We start from the raw sequence: 14,382 nt of genomic DNA, 5'->3' as shown, positions 1-14,382 counted from the left end.
AATGCTCGGCCAGGAAGGCATTCGCATGAGTCTGCAAAAAGGTTTGAATAGAAACCTTGCTCATGAAAGCAAGATATCAGATACTGGTTGGACATCCAGTTTCAAGGAAAGAGTTTAGGATGGGCTACCTCCGAGCTCCGCTCGGGCATGTTCAACATTTTATTCAACGACACCTGTCGCTTTCTTCCATGTCGTAGTTTTTAAATTCCCCCGACATATAAAATGCCGCTACAGGCCAGTAATATTGGGTACCTTAGTAATTCCTGTCAATGCCAGCATTCCACAAAAAGCGACAGCTGTCGTAAAAGTCAAAATAAAGCGACACTGGTTTTTTCTATTTATAACAATCACTTAGTTCCTTATTAGCCTTGCAAGAAGCCCCCATCCTGAAAAGTAAATCTGAGCAATTTTCCACAAAAAGCGACAGCTGTCGCATAACCCAGAAATATCCGTAAATCGCGACAAGAAATAGAAGTGATTTCAGAAAGGGAAACTCAAAAGCTTGAGGTATTACGGCAGCTCATTTTAGTCCGCCAATAGATCATTTTAGCAAAGCACGCTACTTGCCTTGAGTCTCTTTAAACGTGAGCATTCTTGGTAGCTGCAGGCTAGCAGATACCCGCTCTCGCGGGCATGCCTGAGGTAGATAAGTAAGAATGATGAGGGCAGTTACTCCCCTACTTTAACCTCAACTTCCGAAGCTGCACGTATCGCTTTCACTTTAGCAATTTCAATGCTTTCGCCCAGCGCCAGCGCTACACCCATGCGGCGGGTGCCTTTTACTTCCGGTTTGCCAAACAGGCGAATATCGGTATCAATTACCTGCAGGGCTTTTTCCAGAGCGGAGTATTGCACCAGGCTGGTTTCGCCCGTGGCTTTAATCACTGCGGATGCTGCCGGGCCATACTGACGCACTGCCGGAATCGGCAACCCCAGAAACGCTCGGGTATGCAGTGCAAACTCGGAAAGGTTCTGGCTGATCATAGTCACCATGCCGGTATCGTGTGGCCGAGGGGAAACCTCGCTGAACAGCACGTCGTCGCCTTTAATGAACAGCTCAACACCAAACAGCCCATAGCCACCCAATGCTTCCGTTACCTTAGCGGCGATCTCTTCACTGCGCTTCAGGGCGGTTTCGGTCATCGCTTGCGGCTGCCAGCTTTCCTGATAATCGCCGTCTTCCTGGCGGTGACCAATGGGCGCACAGTAGCTGGTGCCACCGCTGTGGCGAATAGTCAGCAGTGTGATTTCATAGTCGAATTCAACAAAGCCTTCTACGATCACCCGGCCACCACCGGCACGGCCGCCCTCTTGGGCTTCCTGCCAGGCTTCAGCTAAATCTTCCTGGCTGCGCAGCACCGATTGGCCCTTGCCGGATGAACTCATGATGGGTTTGACCACGCAAGGGAAGCCAATCACTTTCGTGGCGGCTTCAAACTCTTCAAAACTTGAGCAGAACTGATACGGCGAGCTGGCGATGCCCAGCTCTTCAGCGGCCAGCCGACGAATGCCTTCGCGGTTCATGGTCAGCTGCACAGCGCGGGCGTTTGGTACAACCGTTAGGCCCTGTTGCTCGAAGCGCTCCAGCGCGGCAGTGGCGATGGCTTCAATTTCCGGCACAATATAGTGCGGCTGTTCCTTTTCAATCACCTCTGCCAGGGCGTTTTCATCGAGCATAGAAAGTACATAGCTGCGGTCTGCCACCTGCATCGCGGGGGCGTGCTCGTATCGGTCGCAGGCAATCACTTCAACGCCAAGGCGCTTGCACTCAATCGCGACCTCTTTGCCTAACTCGCCCGAACCCAGTAACAAGACCCGTGTTGCTGTTGCCGAAAAGGGTGTGCCCAGCGCCATGATATGTACTCCCGTTAATAAATTTGGTGGCCGATTTTATAAGCAAACCGGCGTTAGCGGCTATCAATAATTTATTTCCGCCAATCGCAGGAAAAATACTCTCCTATACTGCCGTTAGTTAAAGTTTTGAATAACCCACCCGATACAGACACCAATAGGGCTTATTAAAGCCGCAAACAAAAGAAAGCATTACGCTGAGGTAACGTATGAACCTGTCATTGATTCAACGCATCACCATAGGATTTTCGGTGGTTATTGCGCTGGTAATCGCCATAGCAAGCACCGCTTACGTGTCACAAATTCGTATGGCGGCGCACCTGGAGCTAACATCGACCACTCTCTCTAAAATGGTGGATGATGCCAACGGAGTTTTGATTAACCTGCAAAACGCCAACCGGGCCATGCTGCAGCACGCCAACACACAGGAGCCAGAGAAGCGTAAAGCCCTGAGAGATTCCTATAACGAAGCCAAAGGCGATTACCAGTCTATTGCCGATGCCTTTTTCATTGACCTTGAAGCCTACCCTGAACTGTATGAGTCGTTACGACGAGTCGACACCAACGCTGCAACCCTGTTCACCAAGGCCGAAGAACACCTGAACCTGCACGATAACCGCATTTCCGCCCAGCAAAAGGCGCTGACCGAGCTGAACAACTTTGTTGAGGTGTGGCTGTTTTTTGATACCGATATGAGAGAGATCTCTGAAATAGCCGCCCGGCAGGGCCTGCAGGATGTTGCCTGGAATATTGATCTGGCGCTGAACCGTTCCAACGCGGCGGTAGAGCTGCTGAACAGAATCCCTTCAATCCCCACCTATGCTGCGGCCGGTAGCTACATCAGCGAATTTAACGATATCCACACCGAATTTATCCGAAACATGAACCTGGCGATCGAAGCCATGCCGGATTACGCCTTTGATATTGAGTACTACCGCGATGAATTCGACCGCACCATTATGCAGCCGCTCGGTGCCTTTCAGCAGCAGCTTTCGTACCTGAAATACAACGATGAAAGCGCCGTTATCTTCGATGAAACAATCATGCAGATGGCGAGCATTGCTGCCGAGGCTCAAGCACTGGTCGAGGGTGTACGAACCATCGCTGACCAGGCCGTAGAAGAAGCCAACAGCACCTTTGAAACATCCGTCGTGGTGAACATAATTCTGGCGCTGATCTCGGTTGTGGTATCGGTATTCATCGCGGCATCGGTTGTGGTTTCTATCCGCAAGCCACTGGCAGCAATTATGTCGTCATTAGCGTCGCTTTCCGAAGGCGACCTGACCCAGCCGATCAGGCAAAACTTTAAATCCGAACTCGGCCTGGTGGCTACGAACATCAACCTGTTGATCGAGAAACTGGGCTCACTGATTGCTCAGGTACAAAACAGCGCGTCGACCATTAACGAAGTGGCAACCGCCAGCCACAGAATGAGCACGCAAACCAATGATGAAGTTGGCAATCAACGCGCGCAGACGGATTCCGTAGCAACCGCAGTGACCGAAATGGAAGCCGCCATTAACGAGGTAGCCTCGCACGCCAATGAAGCCAGCACCGAAGTATCCAAAATTACCGAGCAGGCCGAATCGAACATGACGGCCATGTCGCGCAATGTTGATTTCGTCAACATGCTGAAGTCTTCACTCGATGAAGCCTCAACGGTGATTCAGCAGCTTTCGGCTGAATCGCTGCAGATTGGCGATATTCTCAACGTAATTCAGGGCATTGCCGAACAGACCAATCTGCTGGCACTGAACGCCGCCATTGAAGCTGCGCGCGCCGGTGAACAAGGCCGCGGCTTTGCCGTGGTGGCCGATGAAGTACGCTCGCTGGCCAACAGAACCCAGCAATCGGCTACTGAAATCCGCCAGATGATCGACAGCCTGCAGCATAAAGCGCAGCAGGCAGTGGGCATTGTTGAAAGCAACCAGGAACAGGCCGACCGTTCGGTCGCGCAGGCATTGGAAACCAGTGAAACCCTGAAGCAGATGCTGGCCGGGTTAAGCTCTATTAACGACATGAGCAGCTCCATTGCGGCAGCCTCGGAAGAACAAAGCTCGGTTGCCAAAGAAGTAGCCGAGAGTATTGTCAGCATTTCTGACATGGCGGAAAATATTAAGAGCGTGGCTGAACGCGCTGCCGCCAACAGTGAATCACTGAACCAGCTGTCTGATGAGCAGTCGGCGCTGGTTTCACAGTTTAAAATCTAATCTGCATCAACCACCTTGCTGGCTGATCGCTTAGAATGAACCCTTTACATTCTACGGTGAGCCAGCATGATTCAACCCGATATTAAGGGCAGCGTTGTCCGAAACTCCAACCCTGATGGCTGTCATCAGTATCTTGGCCAGCAATGGCAAATCCTTAACGGCAAACCGGCCGGCAAACGCTACAACAATGTTCTGGTGCTCGGCTGTTCCAGCGGCTTCGGGCTGGCTTCACGGCTGGCAACGCTGCGCAATGGCGCACAAACCAGCATTGGCGTTTGCTTTGAACGCCCGGCCAGTGAAAGCCACAGCGGCTCGGCAGGCTGGCACCTTGATCAGGCCTTTCACACGCTGGCTGAACAGCAAAACCACCGGGCTGTCACCTTCAATGCCGATGCCTTTCTGGAGCAAACCAAGCAGCAGGTCATAGAGCAGATAAAAGCGTTCGGAAAAAAGTTTGATCTGGTTATCTACAGCCTGGCAGCCGGCGTCAAACTGGATGATCAGGGTAATAAGATTCGCTCCAGCATTCTGCCAACCACAGACGGGCTTAAGGGCTTGCAGGTAGATCTGGAAAACGACCGCTTTTTTGAAATGGAATTACCGGCCGCCAACGCACAGCAGGTTGCCGATACCGTTTCAATTATGGGTGGTGAAGACTGGCAAAGCTGGCTGCAGGCTCTGCGCACAGCCGATGTTCTCAGCGACGACTGCACCAGCTACAACTACAGCTATCTGGGCAGCGAACTGAATGCCCCGGTTTACCGTGAAGGCTCACTCGGTGCTGCCAAAGAACACATGCACCAAACCGCCGAACAGCTTCGCTCACAGGGCTTTAATGCCAGCGTTGTGGTGTGCAAGGCTCTGGTCACCAAGGCCAGCCTGTTTATACCGCTGATGGCTCCCTATGTGATGGCGCTGAAGGCTGAACTGAATGCCCGCAATCAGGAAGAAAATGTTTTTGATCAGATGGCGCGGTTGTTCGCCGGTGGTGCCGAACAAGAGGGTGACCTGCTCAGGCTGGATAACCTTGAACTGGCGGCAGATGTTCAGGCCGGCATTAAAGCCCGCATAGAACAGATGAGCGCTGAACAGTTTGATTCGATCGACTATGCCGGCGTGAAGCAGGAGCTACTGGCTATGCACGGCTTTGGGCTGGAAGGTTAGTGGCGCATGCGCCACTGGCAACAACTGCGTGGCTTCGCTAAGCGAGGCCACCATGAGAGGAAAGCGACAGCGGGTCTATGCCCAGTTTGGATAACGCAGACTGATACTTTTTGCTGTTGTCCGGGTTGAAGATGATGGCGTTGTCGGCTTCCACGGTCAGCCAGGCGTTATGCTTCAGCTCATCTTCCAGCTGCCCTGCCGACCAACCGGAATAGCCCAGGCAAAACAGGTAATCTTCCGGCCCCACGCCAATGGCGATGGCATCGAGAATATCCCGGCTGGTCGTCAGCGCCAGATCCTGATTGACCATTGAAGCCTGCCAGGTTGTCTTGCCTGCAGGATGCAATACAAAGCCCTGTTCGCTGGAAACGGGCCCACCCTGATAGACCGGCGCGTTACCGGCATCGTCACCAAAAATGCGGATTCCGGAAGATTCGTAAACTTCAGACATCAGAATATCGGTCTGGTGGTTGATCACCAGACCCATGGTACCCTCGCTGTCATGTTGCAGAATATAGGTCACCGAGCCCGCAAAATAAGGGTCGGCCATGTTTGGCATGGCGATTAAAAAATGGTGGTTCAGATTCATACTACTCATAAACTCGCCACCTCAGGTTACGTTGACAGACTTGCCTGATTGCCAGCGTACATGCTCGCCCGGAGCCGGAACCGATGGAATCAGCTGACTACTGGCTAAACTCAGCGCGGCAATAACGGCACCCAGATAGAACACTGCCGCCGGAGAAACCAACCATACTAAGCCTAGCACAACCGGCAGTACCACCGCGGCAATGTGGTTAATGGTGAACGAAACACCCGCAGTTGAGGCCATATCGCCGGGGTCGGCAATCTTCTGAAAATAAGTTTTGATGGCAATGGCAAAGGCAAAGAACAGGTGATCAACCACGTACAGCCCGGCCGCTGCCCAGGCGTTCTCAACAATGGCGTAACCGGCAAACACCAACACCAGGCCGATGTATTCAATGGTCAGCGCCTTACGCTCGCCAATATGGCCGATCCAGGCGCCAATCTTTTTGGCAAAGAGCATGTTAAAAAAGTGATTAATCAGCAGCAACAAGGCGATTTGCCCGGCACTGTAGCCGAATTTTTCCACCATTAAGAAGCCGGCAAAGACGACAAAGATCTGCCGACGGGCGCCACTTAAAAAGGTCAGCCAATAGAACAGCCAATACCGCTTACGCAAAATCAGCTTCTTCTGCTGCGGCGCTTTGGCGGCAAACAGCGGGTAGCGCAGCGCCATATAAACAACAGCGACCAGGGTCAGGCCGCCAAAAATGGCATACACATACACGTAAGCTAGTTCGAAGTAATCAATCGCCAGCCAGACGCCACCAAAGGACAAAATGGCGGCTACTGCCTTCACCGAAAGCACCCGGCCCATAAATTCAGCGGTATGCTCTTTGGGCAGCCACTGCAGCGTTAATGACTGGTTGATGGTTTCAAAATAATGAAAGCCGATCGACATAATCACCGTGGTGACATAAAGCCCGAGCACCGAAGGAAAGAAGCCGGTCAGAAACACGCCCAGGCCAAGCAGCAGCAGTGAAATGACCGCAAAGCGCTGTTCATGAAGAAACAACAGAACGAACACGGCAGCAAAGGAAAGAAAGCCCGGCACTTCGCGCAGGCTTTGCAGAATGCCAATTTCACGCCCGGTAAAACCGGCAGCATCAATGGCAAAGTTATTCAGCAGTGCCAGCCAGCTGGAAAACGCAATTGGCATCACAAAGGCCACCAGCAGCAGAAAGTTTTCTCTGAGTTTTTGATCGTTCATTTAGTTCTCTCCACACACTTTACAGCCGGGCGATTTCGCGTAATTAAAATTTTGCCAGTCCATCGACATGGCATCCCAAACCAGCAATCGCCCCGTCAGCGGCTTACCGATATTCAGCAACAGCTTGATGGCTTCAGTAGCCATTAATGAACCCACAGTGCCAACCACCGGGCCCAGCACACCCGATTGCGCGCAGGATAAATTCTCGCTTTCATCAGGGTAGACGCAAGCCAGGCAAGCGCTGTTCTGCTGACGGAAGTCAAAACAGGTGATCTGGCCAGAGGTGCCGATGGCCGCGCCAGTCACCAATGGAATAGAGTGCGCCCGGCAATAGCCGTTGGCAAGCATTCGGCTGGCCAGGTTATCGGTACCGGCGATGACCAGATCGGCACCCTGCAGCAAGCCGTCAACGTTACCGGCTTCTAAGCGCTCGGTTTTGGCATTCAGCGTTATAGCAGAGTTCAGTTGACGCAGCTGTGCGGCAGCGGCTTCAGCTTTCGGCTGCGCCACCTGCTGCTCGTTAAAAATGACCTGACGCTGCAGGTTTGTCTCGTCTACACAGTCGTCATCAATAATAGTCAGCTGACCAATACCCGCGGCGGCACAATATTGCAGCACCGGGCTGCCTAAGCCACCGGCACCGATGACAACAACGTGACTGCCAAGCAGCACTTCCTGACCGGCAATATCGACATTGCTTAACAAAATATTTCGCGCATAACGCAGTAATTGAGAGTCTGTAAGGGAAGTCATTTGAACTCTGCGAATGAGAAAAGAGACCGGATTTTACGGAGCTGGCCGCTAAATGTCAGCGATAAAAACGAAAACGCCCTTTCTGCTGACGCATGAAAGGGCGTTAATGGCCAAATACTAATGGCGATATCAGGCTTTAGTGGCTTCGCTAACCAGCGGTTGCAGTTCGCCCTTCTCAAACATATCGGTGATGATGTCGCAGCCACCCACCAGTTCACCTTTAACCCACAGCTGCGGGAAGGTTGGCCAGTTGGCAAATTTTGGCAGCTCTGCACGGATATCCTGATGCTCCAGAATATCAACATAGGCAAAACGCTCGCCGCAAGACATCAGCGCCTGCACAGCACGAGCTGAAAAGCCGCACATCGGCTGGTTTGGGTTGCCCTTCATATACAGCAGAATGTCGTTCTCGGCGATTTGCTGTTTGATGTTCTCCAGTGTGTCACTCATTCAATAACCTACTAATTTAGTCAGATATTTAAACTATTGTACTCATCCGCAGCGCATCTGCCACCCTAAAAAAGCAGGGTATGCGTTGAATGATTGGTGGCGGTCAGGAATCTGAAATCCAGCTGTGTATCAGTATTGCCGCTCCTGAGCTTGCGTGCTAGCCTGTTAGTTTTCCCGCCAAAAATGGAGTAGAAACGCTATGGCAGTCCGACATTTTCTGACACTGAATGATTTGAGCCAGGAAGAAGCCCGCCAAATCATCAAACGCGCATCTGAACTACGCAAGATGCACGAAAGCCGGACTGTGTTTCAGCCATTCGTTGGCCGTGTGCTGGGCATGATTTTTGAAAAATCATCCACCCGTACCCGGGTTTCTTTTGAAGCCGGTATGAACCAGTTTGGCGGCAGCGCGATCTTCCTGTCACCGAACGATACCCAGCTGGGCCGCGGCGAGCCTATTGAAGATACCTCACGCGTACTGTCGGAAATGATCGACATTGTGATGATCCGTACCTTTGAGCACAGCAAGATCGAAAAGTTTGCTGAATACAGCAGCCTGCCGGTCATCAACGCACTGACCGACGATTACCACCCTTGCCAGCTGCTGGCAGACGTGCAGGCTTACACTGAAGCGCGTGGCGATATTCAGGGTAAAACGGCGGTTTGGATTGGCGACGGCAACAACATGTGCAACAGCTACATCAATGCCGCCATGCTGTTCGATTTCAAACTGAACATTGCCTGCCCGGAAGGCTACGAGCCTATGGCTGAGTTACTGGAAAAGGCCGGCGACCGTGTACAGATTTTCCGCTCGGTTGAAGAAGCCACCCGTGGCGCGCATCTGGTCACGACCGATGTTTGGGCCAGCATGGGCCAGGAAGAGGAAGCCAAGAAGCGCATGGCAGATTTCGCCGGCTACCAGGTTTCTCCGGCACTGATGGATACTGCCGACCCGGAAGCTGTGTTCCTGCACTGCCTGCCGGCGCACCGTGGTGAAGAAATCAGCGAAGATATGCTGGATGACCCGCGCTCTGTTGTGTTCCCGCAGGCCGGTAACCGACTGCATGCCCAGAAGGCTTTAATGGAGTTCCTGCTGACTCAATAAGAGAACGCTGCCGAACTCAGGTGCTGATAGCCCATTAGGGCTCGCGGGCTGTTAGCACCAAACCATAGCCACCGGTTAAATCCTGCATATCTTTCTTCTTGCTCCCCAATCGCCCGGCATACCCTCAAACACACCCGTAAGCGCACCGCCGCAATACTCGCATTGGCCATTCGCCTTTAAATGCCATTTCACCAACTCATACCAGTCACGGACAATGACCGGTGCATGACAATGTGGACAAAACGTCGTATCGCCATCCCGATGATGAACATTTCCGGTATAAACATAATGCAGACCGTTTTTAATGCCGATTTCGCGCGCCCGCACCAGAGTAGATTTGGGTGTCGGCGGGTAATCCATCATCTTCCAGTCGGGGTGAAAGGCCGAAAAATGCATGGGGGTATCCGGCCCCAGCTCACTGACGACCCAGCCGGTCAGCTCATGCAGCTCAGCGTCGGAATCATTCTCGCCGGGGATCAGCAGCGTGGTAATTTCCAGCCAGCAGTCAGTTTCGTGCTTGATGTATTTCAGGGTTTCCAGCACCGGCTGTAAGTGGCCGCCACAGAGCTTCCAGTAAAAGCGGTCGGTAAAGGCTTTCAGATCGACATTGGCGGCATCCATAGCCGAGAAGAACTCAATTCTGGGTTGCTCGCAAATATAGCCGGCCGTGACCGCCACATTCTTTACTTGCTGCTCGCGGCAGGCGGCTGCCACATCGCAGGCGTATTCCAGAAAGATCACCGGATCGTTATAGGTGTAGGCCACCGAGCGACAACCATTGTTCTTCGCCGCGCTGGCGATGGCCTCCGGGCTGGCCTGCTGAGCCAGCGTATCCTGTTCTCTGGATTTGGAGATATCCCAGTTCTGGCAGAACTTACAGGCCAAATTGCAGCCGGCCGTGCCAAAAGACAGTACCGCCGTACCGGGTAAAAAATGGTTGAGCGGTTTCTTTTCTATCGGATCAATACAGAAGCCACTGGAACGGCCGTAGGTCAACAGCCGCACCTCTCCCCCTTCGTTGCCGCGCACATAACACAGCCCCCGGCCACCCGGCGGAATTTTGCAATACCTGGGGCACAGATCACACTGTAGTTTTCCGGAACCATCCGTCAGGGCATGCCAGTATTGATTGGTTGCCATAAATACCTCCTGCTGACCCGAATGACCCATTGAATATTTTAGTTACTCAAACTACCTTTTGCTTAAGTAATAACCAATTAGGTGGCGTGAAAATGTCTGTACGTCAACCCGCCGTCGCCGGCACTTTTTACAACGCGAACGCAGAAGAGTTGCAGCAGGAGATTCAGGCCTTTTTAGCCAACATCCAGGAAGCACCGCCCAAAGCAGCTCCCGCCATGCTCATCGTGCCGCATGCCGGCTATGTTTATTCCGGACAGATCGCCGCCTTTGCCTATGCGCAACTGAAAGGCCATGAAGATGCCTACAACAGAGTCATTGTGCTTGGCCCTTCCCATCGGGTACTGCTGGAAGGCATAGCAATCAGCTCTGATAACCGTTTTGAAACACCGCTCGGACAAATACACTGCGATACCAGCGCCATAGCCCGGCTCAGCAACCTGCCCTTTGTTGCCTACCGGCACGATGCTCATCTGCTGGAACACAGCCTGGAGGTGCAGTTACCGTTCCTGCAAACCCTATTAGGTGAGTTTGAGTTAATCCCTCTGGTTGTTGGCGGCATCGACCCGCCGCAGCTGATTGCCGCGCTGGAAAGCATCTGGGATGAAAAAACCCTGCTGGTGGTCAGTACCGATCTCAGCCATTTTCACCGCGATGCGCCGGCACGCGCCATCGATGAAAATACCATTCATAAAATCCTCCAGTACGATCCGGATATTGAAGGCTTTGAAGCCTGCGGGCACTTTCCGCTCGCCGGAGCACTCGGCTTCGCGCAGCAACGGGGCTGGGATATTCAATTGCTGACCAAAGGCAACTCGGGAGATATTTTTGGCGATAAGAGCCGGGTGGTTGGCTATGCCTCCTTTTCTTTGAACTCAACCCAGGCGGCCTGATATGCATTATTCAGCTGAACTGCAAAAACAAATGCTGCAGCTGGCCAGAAGCGCCATTGCCTCGCACCTGAATATTGAGCCGCTGATCAGCTGCGAGGCCGAGCAACTGAACGAAAACGGCGCCAGCTTTGTCACGCTGACTAAAAACGGCAACCTGCGTGGCTGTATTGGCAGCCTGCAGGCCAGCCGGCCACTGCAGGAAGATATCGTGCAAAATGCACTGGCAGCGGCGTTTCGTGATCCGCGTTTTCGACCGCTTACTTCTTCTGAGTTGCCGCTGGTGACCATTGAGGTATCGGTATTGACCGAGCCGGAAGCCGTTTCCTTCAACTCAACCGAAGAGCTGTTCAGCCTGATCCGCCCGGATGTCGATGGCGTCATCATTGAAAAGGGCTATCACCGGGCAACCTTCCTGCCCCAGGTTTGGCTGCAACTGCCTACACACCCGCAGTTTTTCAGCCACCTGCTGCAGAAAGCCGCCCTGCCGGAAGACACGCCATTGACCGACCTGACCGTGCAGCGATACCAGGTGGAAAAATTTACCGAGCACTAGAGGCGCATGCGCCACTTGATGCGTTACGGGCTGAAATCAGGAGGGCCCGATACTCATCGCCAGCACCATGCTGATCGCCGAATAGGCCAGGCCGGATTCCCGATGCAACTCGTTAAAGAACTGCTGCACGGCTTTTAAGTCTTTCTGGCTGGTTGGTTTTTTGGCAACCAAGCCCTCGTTGACCAGTACGCGAACCACATCGTCCGCAAGAACAAAGGTATCTTTACCGATCATCCGCAGAAAACGCGCCCCACCATCACCGCCCAAATGTGAGCCGTGCTTTTTAAGATAGGTCCAAAGGCCGACAATATCGTCTTCCGGCCAGTCGGCGATAAAGTTGCCAAAACTGCTATGCGCTTTGGCAACGTCTGTCACCATCAGCGCATTCACCGGTATGGTTTTCATCTTGCCCCAGTGCCGGATCAGATCGGTATTGCGCATCAGCTCTTCAAAGCGCGCGTCATCAATCAGCTGACAGGCAACAGGGTTGAACTGCCAGAAAGCCTGCTCAAAGGCGGGCCATTTGCTATCGACCAGCGAGTGCTTCATGCCGGCACGAAACACCCGGCGGCAGATCGTGCTCAGGTAGTCGGCATCGCTGATGGCTTTCAGCTCTTCAGCGGTCCTTACAACAGGAAAGCGCGCCCGGATCGCCTGCTCGGTTTGATGATGCGCCAGCGCCTGTTGCCAGTAGGCCTCAAAACTCATTCGCCATCCTTTTCAAAATTCAGCGAGGCGGAGTTAATGCAGTAGCGTAAACCGTCCGGACCCGGGCCATCGGGAAATACGTGGCCAAGGTGAGCATCACACTTAGCGCAAACCACTTCCGTACGCACCATGCCATGCGAGCGGTCTTCGCGTTCAATAATGGCCGACTTATCCAGCGTTTCATAAAAACTCGGCCAACCGCATCCGGCATCAAATTTGGATTCCGATTTGAACAGCGGTGCATCGCAACAGATACAGTGGTACATGCCATCGTCTGTTTCATCCCAGTAAATTCCGGTGAACGGCTGCTCGGTAGCTGCCTGACGCGTGACCCTGTACTGCGTTTCATCAAGCTGTACTTGCCATTGTTCGTCTGTCTTTGTTACCTTTTCAGCCACTTTCTTTCTCCCATAGTCGCTGTAAAAATTTAACTTTATACTCGTTTAGCTGAACGAGCATAGTTAGGCTCGGAGCAGATAAAAATCTACCCTTAGTCGTAGTATTCGATGATGGTCACTAAACCTGATTTATAAAGAGAACTTCATGAAAGATTTTAAAAAATCCAACAAGTTGGCAAATATATTCTATGAAATCCGTGGCCCGGTCATGGATGAAGCCGCACGCTTGGAAGATGAAGGTCATCGAATTCTAAAACTGAATATTGGCAACCCCAAGCCATTCGGCTTCGACGCGCCCGACGAAATCATTACCGATGTCATCAAAAACCTGCCGCACTCGGAGGGCTACTCAGAATCGAAGGGTATCTATTCCGCGCGTAAAGCGGTCATGCAGTACTACCAGAAAAAGCGCGTGCATAACGTTGATGTCGACGACATTTACCTGGGTAACGGCGCCAGTGAGCTTATTCACCTGGCCTGTACCGGCATTGTAAATACCGGCGATGAAGTATTGGTGCCCTCGCCCGACTACCCGCTGTGGACCGGCGTGGTGACACTTTCCGGTGGTAAGGCGGTTCACTACCGCTGTGATGAACAGTCAGACTGGTTCCCGGATCTCGATGACATCCGCAGCAAGATTACGCCAAATACCAAGGCCATTGTGATCATCAACCCGAACAACCCGACCGGCGCTGTCTATTCCAAGCAAATTCTGCTGGAGCTGATTGAGATAGCCCGTCAGCACAACCTGATTATTCTGGCCGATGAAATTTACGACAAAATCGTCTTTGACGGTGAAGTCCACCACCCGTTGGCTGCGCTTTCCCGCGATGTACTGACGCTGACCTTCAACGGCCTTTCCAAGGCTTACCGTCTGTGTGGCTGGCGTTCCGGCTGGATGATGATCTCCGGCCCTAAACACCTGGCCGGCGACCTGATTCAGGGCTTCAACATGCTCGCCAGCATGCGCCTGTGCCCGAATGTACCGGCACAATATGCCATTCAAACCTCACTCGGTGGTTATCAGACCATTGATGATCTGGTGGCACCGGGCGGCCGCATGTATGAGCAGCGCAACATGGCGGTAAGTATGATCGACTCCATTCCCGGGCTCTCCGTGGTAAACCCCAAGGGTGCGCTGTATCTGTTTGTGAAGATGGATAAGAAGAAGTTTGGTATTTCAGATGATGAGCAGGTAGCACTGGATTTACTGCGTGAAGAACGCATTCTGGTGGTACACGGCCGCGGCTTCAACTACCCGGATGTCGACCACTTCCGCATGGTATTTCTGCCGCCAACCGAAGTGCTCAGCGAAGCCGCCGTGCGTCTGGAGCGTTTCTTCAGCACCTATAAACAGGACTGATC

The 14,382-nt window shown here is 52.7% G+C and carries 14 protein-coding genes; 6 read left to right on the top strand and 8 right to left on the bottom strand.

What is annotated here, in order from left to right:
• Positions 1–669 precede the first annotated feature (669 nt).
• A complete protein-coding gene (gene purT, locus BCF53_RS11105; RefSeq protein WP_132701797.1) occupies positions 670–1,857 on the bottom strand; it encodes a formate-dependent phosphoribosylglycinamide formyltransferase in 1,188 nt (395 codons plus the stop codon).
• A 203-nt stretch (positions 1,858–2,060) separates the two neighbouring features.
• On the opposite strand from purT, the gene BCF53_RS11100 reads away from it, so the two are divergent.
• Together BCF53_RS11100 and BCF53_RS11095 are read left to right on the top strand one after the other, a co-directional pair.
• Positions 2,061–4,061, top strand: a complete 2,001-nt coding sequence (locus tag BCF53_RS11100) for a methyl-accepting chemotaxis protein (protein ID WP_132701796.1) — start codon at positions 2,061–2,063, stop codon at positions 4,059–4,061.
• Positions 4,062–4,127: 66 nt separating this feature from the next.
• Positions 4,128–5,225: a hypothetical protein gene (locus BCF53_RS11095; protein ID WP_132701795.1), complete on the top strand. Its 1,098-nt coding sequence runs from the start codon at positions 4,128–4,130 to the stop codon at positions 5,223–5,225.
• Between the two features lie 37 nt (positions 5,226–5,262).
• Here the strand turns inward: BCF53_RS11095 and BCF53_RS11090 are convergent, their stop codons facing one another.
• The 4 genes from BCF53_RS11090 to grxD form a co-directional block, all read right to left on the bottom strand.
• Positions 5,263–5,823, bottom strand: a complete 561-nt coding sequence (locus BCF53_RS11090; RefSeq protein ID WP_132701794.1) for a YqgE/AlgH family protein — start codon at positions 5,821–5,823, stop codon at positions 5,263–5,265.
• Positions 5,824–5,835: 12 nt separating this feature from the next.
• Entirely contained in the window at positions 5,836–7,020 is a 1,185-nt protein-coding gene (locus BCF53_RS11085; RefSeq protein ID WP_132701793.1) for an MFS transporter, read from the bottom strand.
• The gene (locus BCF53_RS11080; RefSeq protein ID WP_132701792.1) at positions 7,021–7,773 is read right to left on the bottom strand and encodes a HesA/MoeB/ThiF family protein; all 753 of its coding nucleotides are present in this window, start codon (positions 7,771–7,773) and stop codon (positions 7,021–7,023) included.
• A gap of 129 nt (positions 7,774–7,902) precedes the next feature.
• Positions 7,903–8,223, bottom strand: coding sequence for a Grx4 family monothiol glutaredoxin (gene grxD, locus BCF53_RS11075; protein WP_132701791.1), 321 nt, complete (start codon positions 8,221–8,223; stop codon positions 7,903–7,905).
• Between the two features lie 199 nt (positions 8,224–8,422).
• Between grxD and argF the strand changes: the two genes are divergently transcribed.
• Positions 8,423–9,328 (top strand): ornithine carbamoyltransferase, encoded by a 906-nt coding sequence (argF, locus tag BCF53_RS11070; RefSeq protein WP_132701790.1) that lies wholly within the window; start codon positions 8,423–8,425, stop codon positions 9,326–9,328.
• A 75-nt stretch (positions 9,329–9,403) separates the two neighbouring features.
• On the opposite strand, the gene amrS is transcribed toward argF, so the two are convergent.
• Positions 9,404–10,468: an AmmeMemoRadiSam system radical SAM enzyme gene (gene amrS, locus BCF53_RS11065; protein WP_132701789.1), complete on the bottom strand. Its 1,065-nt coding sequence runs from the start codon at positions 10,466–10,468 to the stop codon at positions 9,404–9,406.
• 92 nt (positions 10,469–10,560) lie between these two features.
• Between amrS and amrB the strand changes: the two genes are divergently transcribed.
• Both amrB and amrA read left to right on the top strand, forming a co-directional pair.
• Entirely contained in the window at positions 10,561–11,358 is a 798-nt protein-coding gene (gene amrB / locus BCF53_RS11060) for an AmmeMemoRadiSam system protein B (protein ID WP_132701788.1), read from the top strand.
• Position 11,359: 1 nt separating this feature from the next.
• Positions 11,360–11,911 carry an AmmeMemoRadiSam system protein A gene (gene amrA, locus BCF53_RS11055; RefSeq protein WP_207902711.1) on the top strand — a complete coding sequence of 184 codons (552 nt, stop codon included), beginning with the start codon at positions 11,360–11,362 and terminating at the stop codon, positions 11,909–11,911.
• A gap of 36 nt (positions 11,912–11,947) precedes the next feature.
• Here the strand turns inward: amrA and BCF53_RS11050 are convergent, their stop codons facing one another.
• A complete protein-coding gene (locus tag BCF53_RS11050; protein WP_132701787.1) occupies positions 11,948–12,619 on the bottom strand; it encodes a DNA-3-methyladenine glycosylase I in 672 nt (223 codons plus the stop codon).
• A complete protein-coding gene (gene msrB / locus BCF53_RS11045; RefSeq protein ID WP_132701786.1) occupies positions 12,616–13,017 on the bottom strand; it encodes a peptide-methionine (R)-S-oxide reductase MsrB in 402 nt (133 codons plus the stop codon). Before msrB ends, BCF53_RS11050 begins: the two co-directional genes overlap by 4 nt.
• Positions 13,018–13,162: 145 nt before the next feature.
• On the opposite strand from msrB, the gene BCF53_RS11040 reads away from it, so the two are divergent.
• Positions 13,163–14,380 (top strand): pyridoxal phosphate-dependent aminotransferase, encoded by a 1,218-nt coding sequence (locus BCF53_RS11040; protein ID WP_132701785.1) that lies wholly within the window; start codon positions 13,163–13,165, stop codon positions 14,378–14,380.
• Positions 14,381–14,382 lie beyond the last annotated feature (2 nt).

The organism is Reinekea marinisedimentorum (assembly GCF_004341165.1).
In the GTDB taxonomy this organism is placed as follows: domain Bacteria; phylum Pseudomonadota; class Gammaproteobacteria; order Pseudomonadales; family Natronospirillaceae; genus Reinekea; species Reinekea marinisedimentorum.
Note: the sequence above shows the minus strand (reverse complement) of the source record. Positions and strands in the feature narration are given on the sequence as shown.

Excerpts from the sequence above, each read along its gene's own strand:
- BCF53_RS11100 (WP_132701796.1), top strand. The coding sequence starts at position 2,061 with ATGAACCTGTCATTGATTCAACGCATCACCATAGGATTTTCGGTGGTT.
- BCF53_RS11095 (WP_132701795.1), top strand. The coding sequence starts at position 4,128 with ATGATTCAACCCGATATTAAGGGCAGCGTTGTCCGAAACTCCAACCCT.
- BCF53_RS11090 (WP_132701794.1), bottom strand. The coding sequence starts at position 5,823 with ATGAGTAGTATGAATCTGAACCACCATTTTTTAATCGCCATGCCAAAC.
- BCF53_RS11085 (WP_132701793.1), bottom strand. The coding sequence starts at position 7,020 with ATGAACGATCAAAAACTCAGAGAAAACTTTCTGCTGCTGGTGGCCTTT.
- BCF53_RS11080 (WP_132701792.1), bottom strand. The coding sequence starts at position 7,773 with ATGACTTCCCTTACAGACTCTCAATTACTGCGTTATGCGCGAAATATT.
- grxD (WP_132701791.1), bottom strand. The coding sequence starts at position 8,223 with ATGAGTGACACACTGGAGAACATCAAACAGCAAATCGCCGAGAACGAC.
- argF (WP_132701790.1), top strand. The coding sequence starts at position 8,423 with ATGGCAGTCCGACATTTTCTGACACTGAATGATTTGAGCCAGGAAGAA.
- amrS (WP_132701789.1), bottom strand. The coding sequence starts at position 10,468 with ATGGCAACCAATCAATACTGGCATGCCCTGACGGATGGTTCCGGAAAA.
- amrB (WP_132701788.1), top strand. The coding sequence starts at position 10,561 with ATGTCTGTACGTCAACCCGCCGTCGCCGGCACTTTTTACAACGCGAAC.
- amrA (WP_207902711.1), top strand. The coding sequence starts at position 11,360 with ATGCATTATTCAGCTGAACTGCAAAAACAAATGCTGCAGCTGGCCAGA.
- BCF53_RS11050 (WP_132701787.1), bottom strand. The coding sequence starts at position 12,619 with ATGAGTTTTGAGGCCTACTGGCAACAGGCGCTGGCGCATCATCAAACC.
- BCF53_RS11040 (WP_132701785.1), top strand. The coding sequence starts at position 13,163 with ATGAAAGATTTTAAAAAATCCAACAAGTTGGCAAATATATTCTATGAA.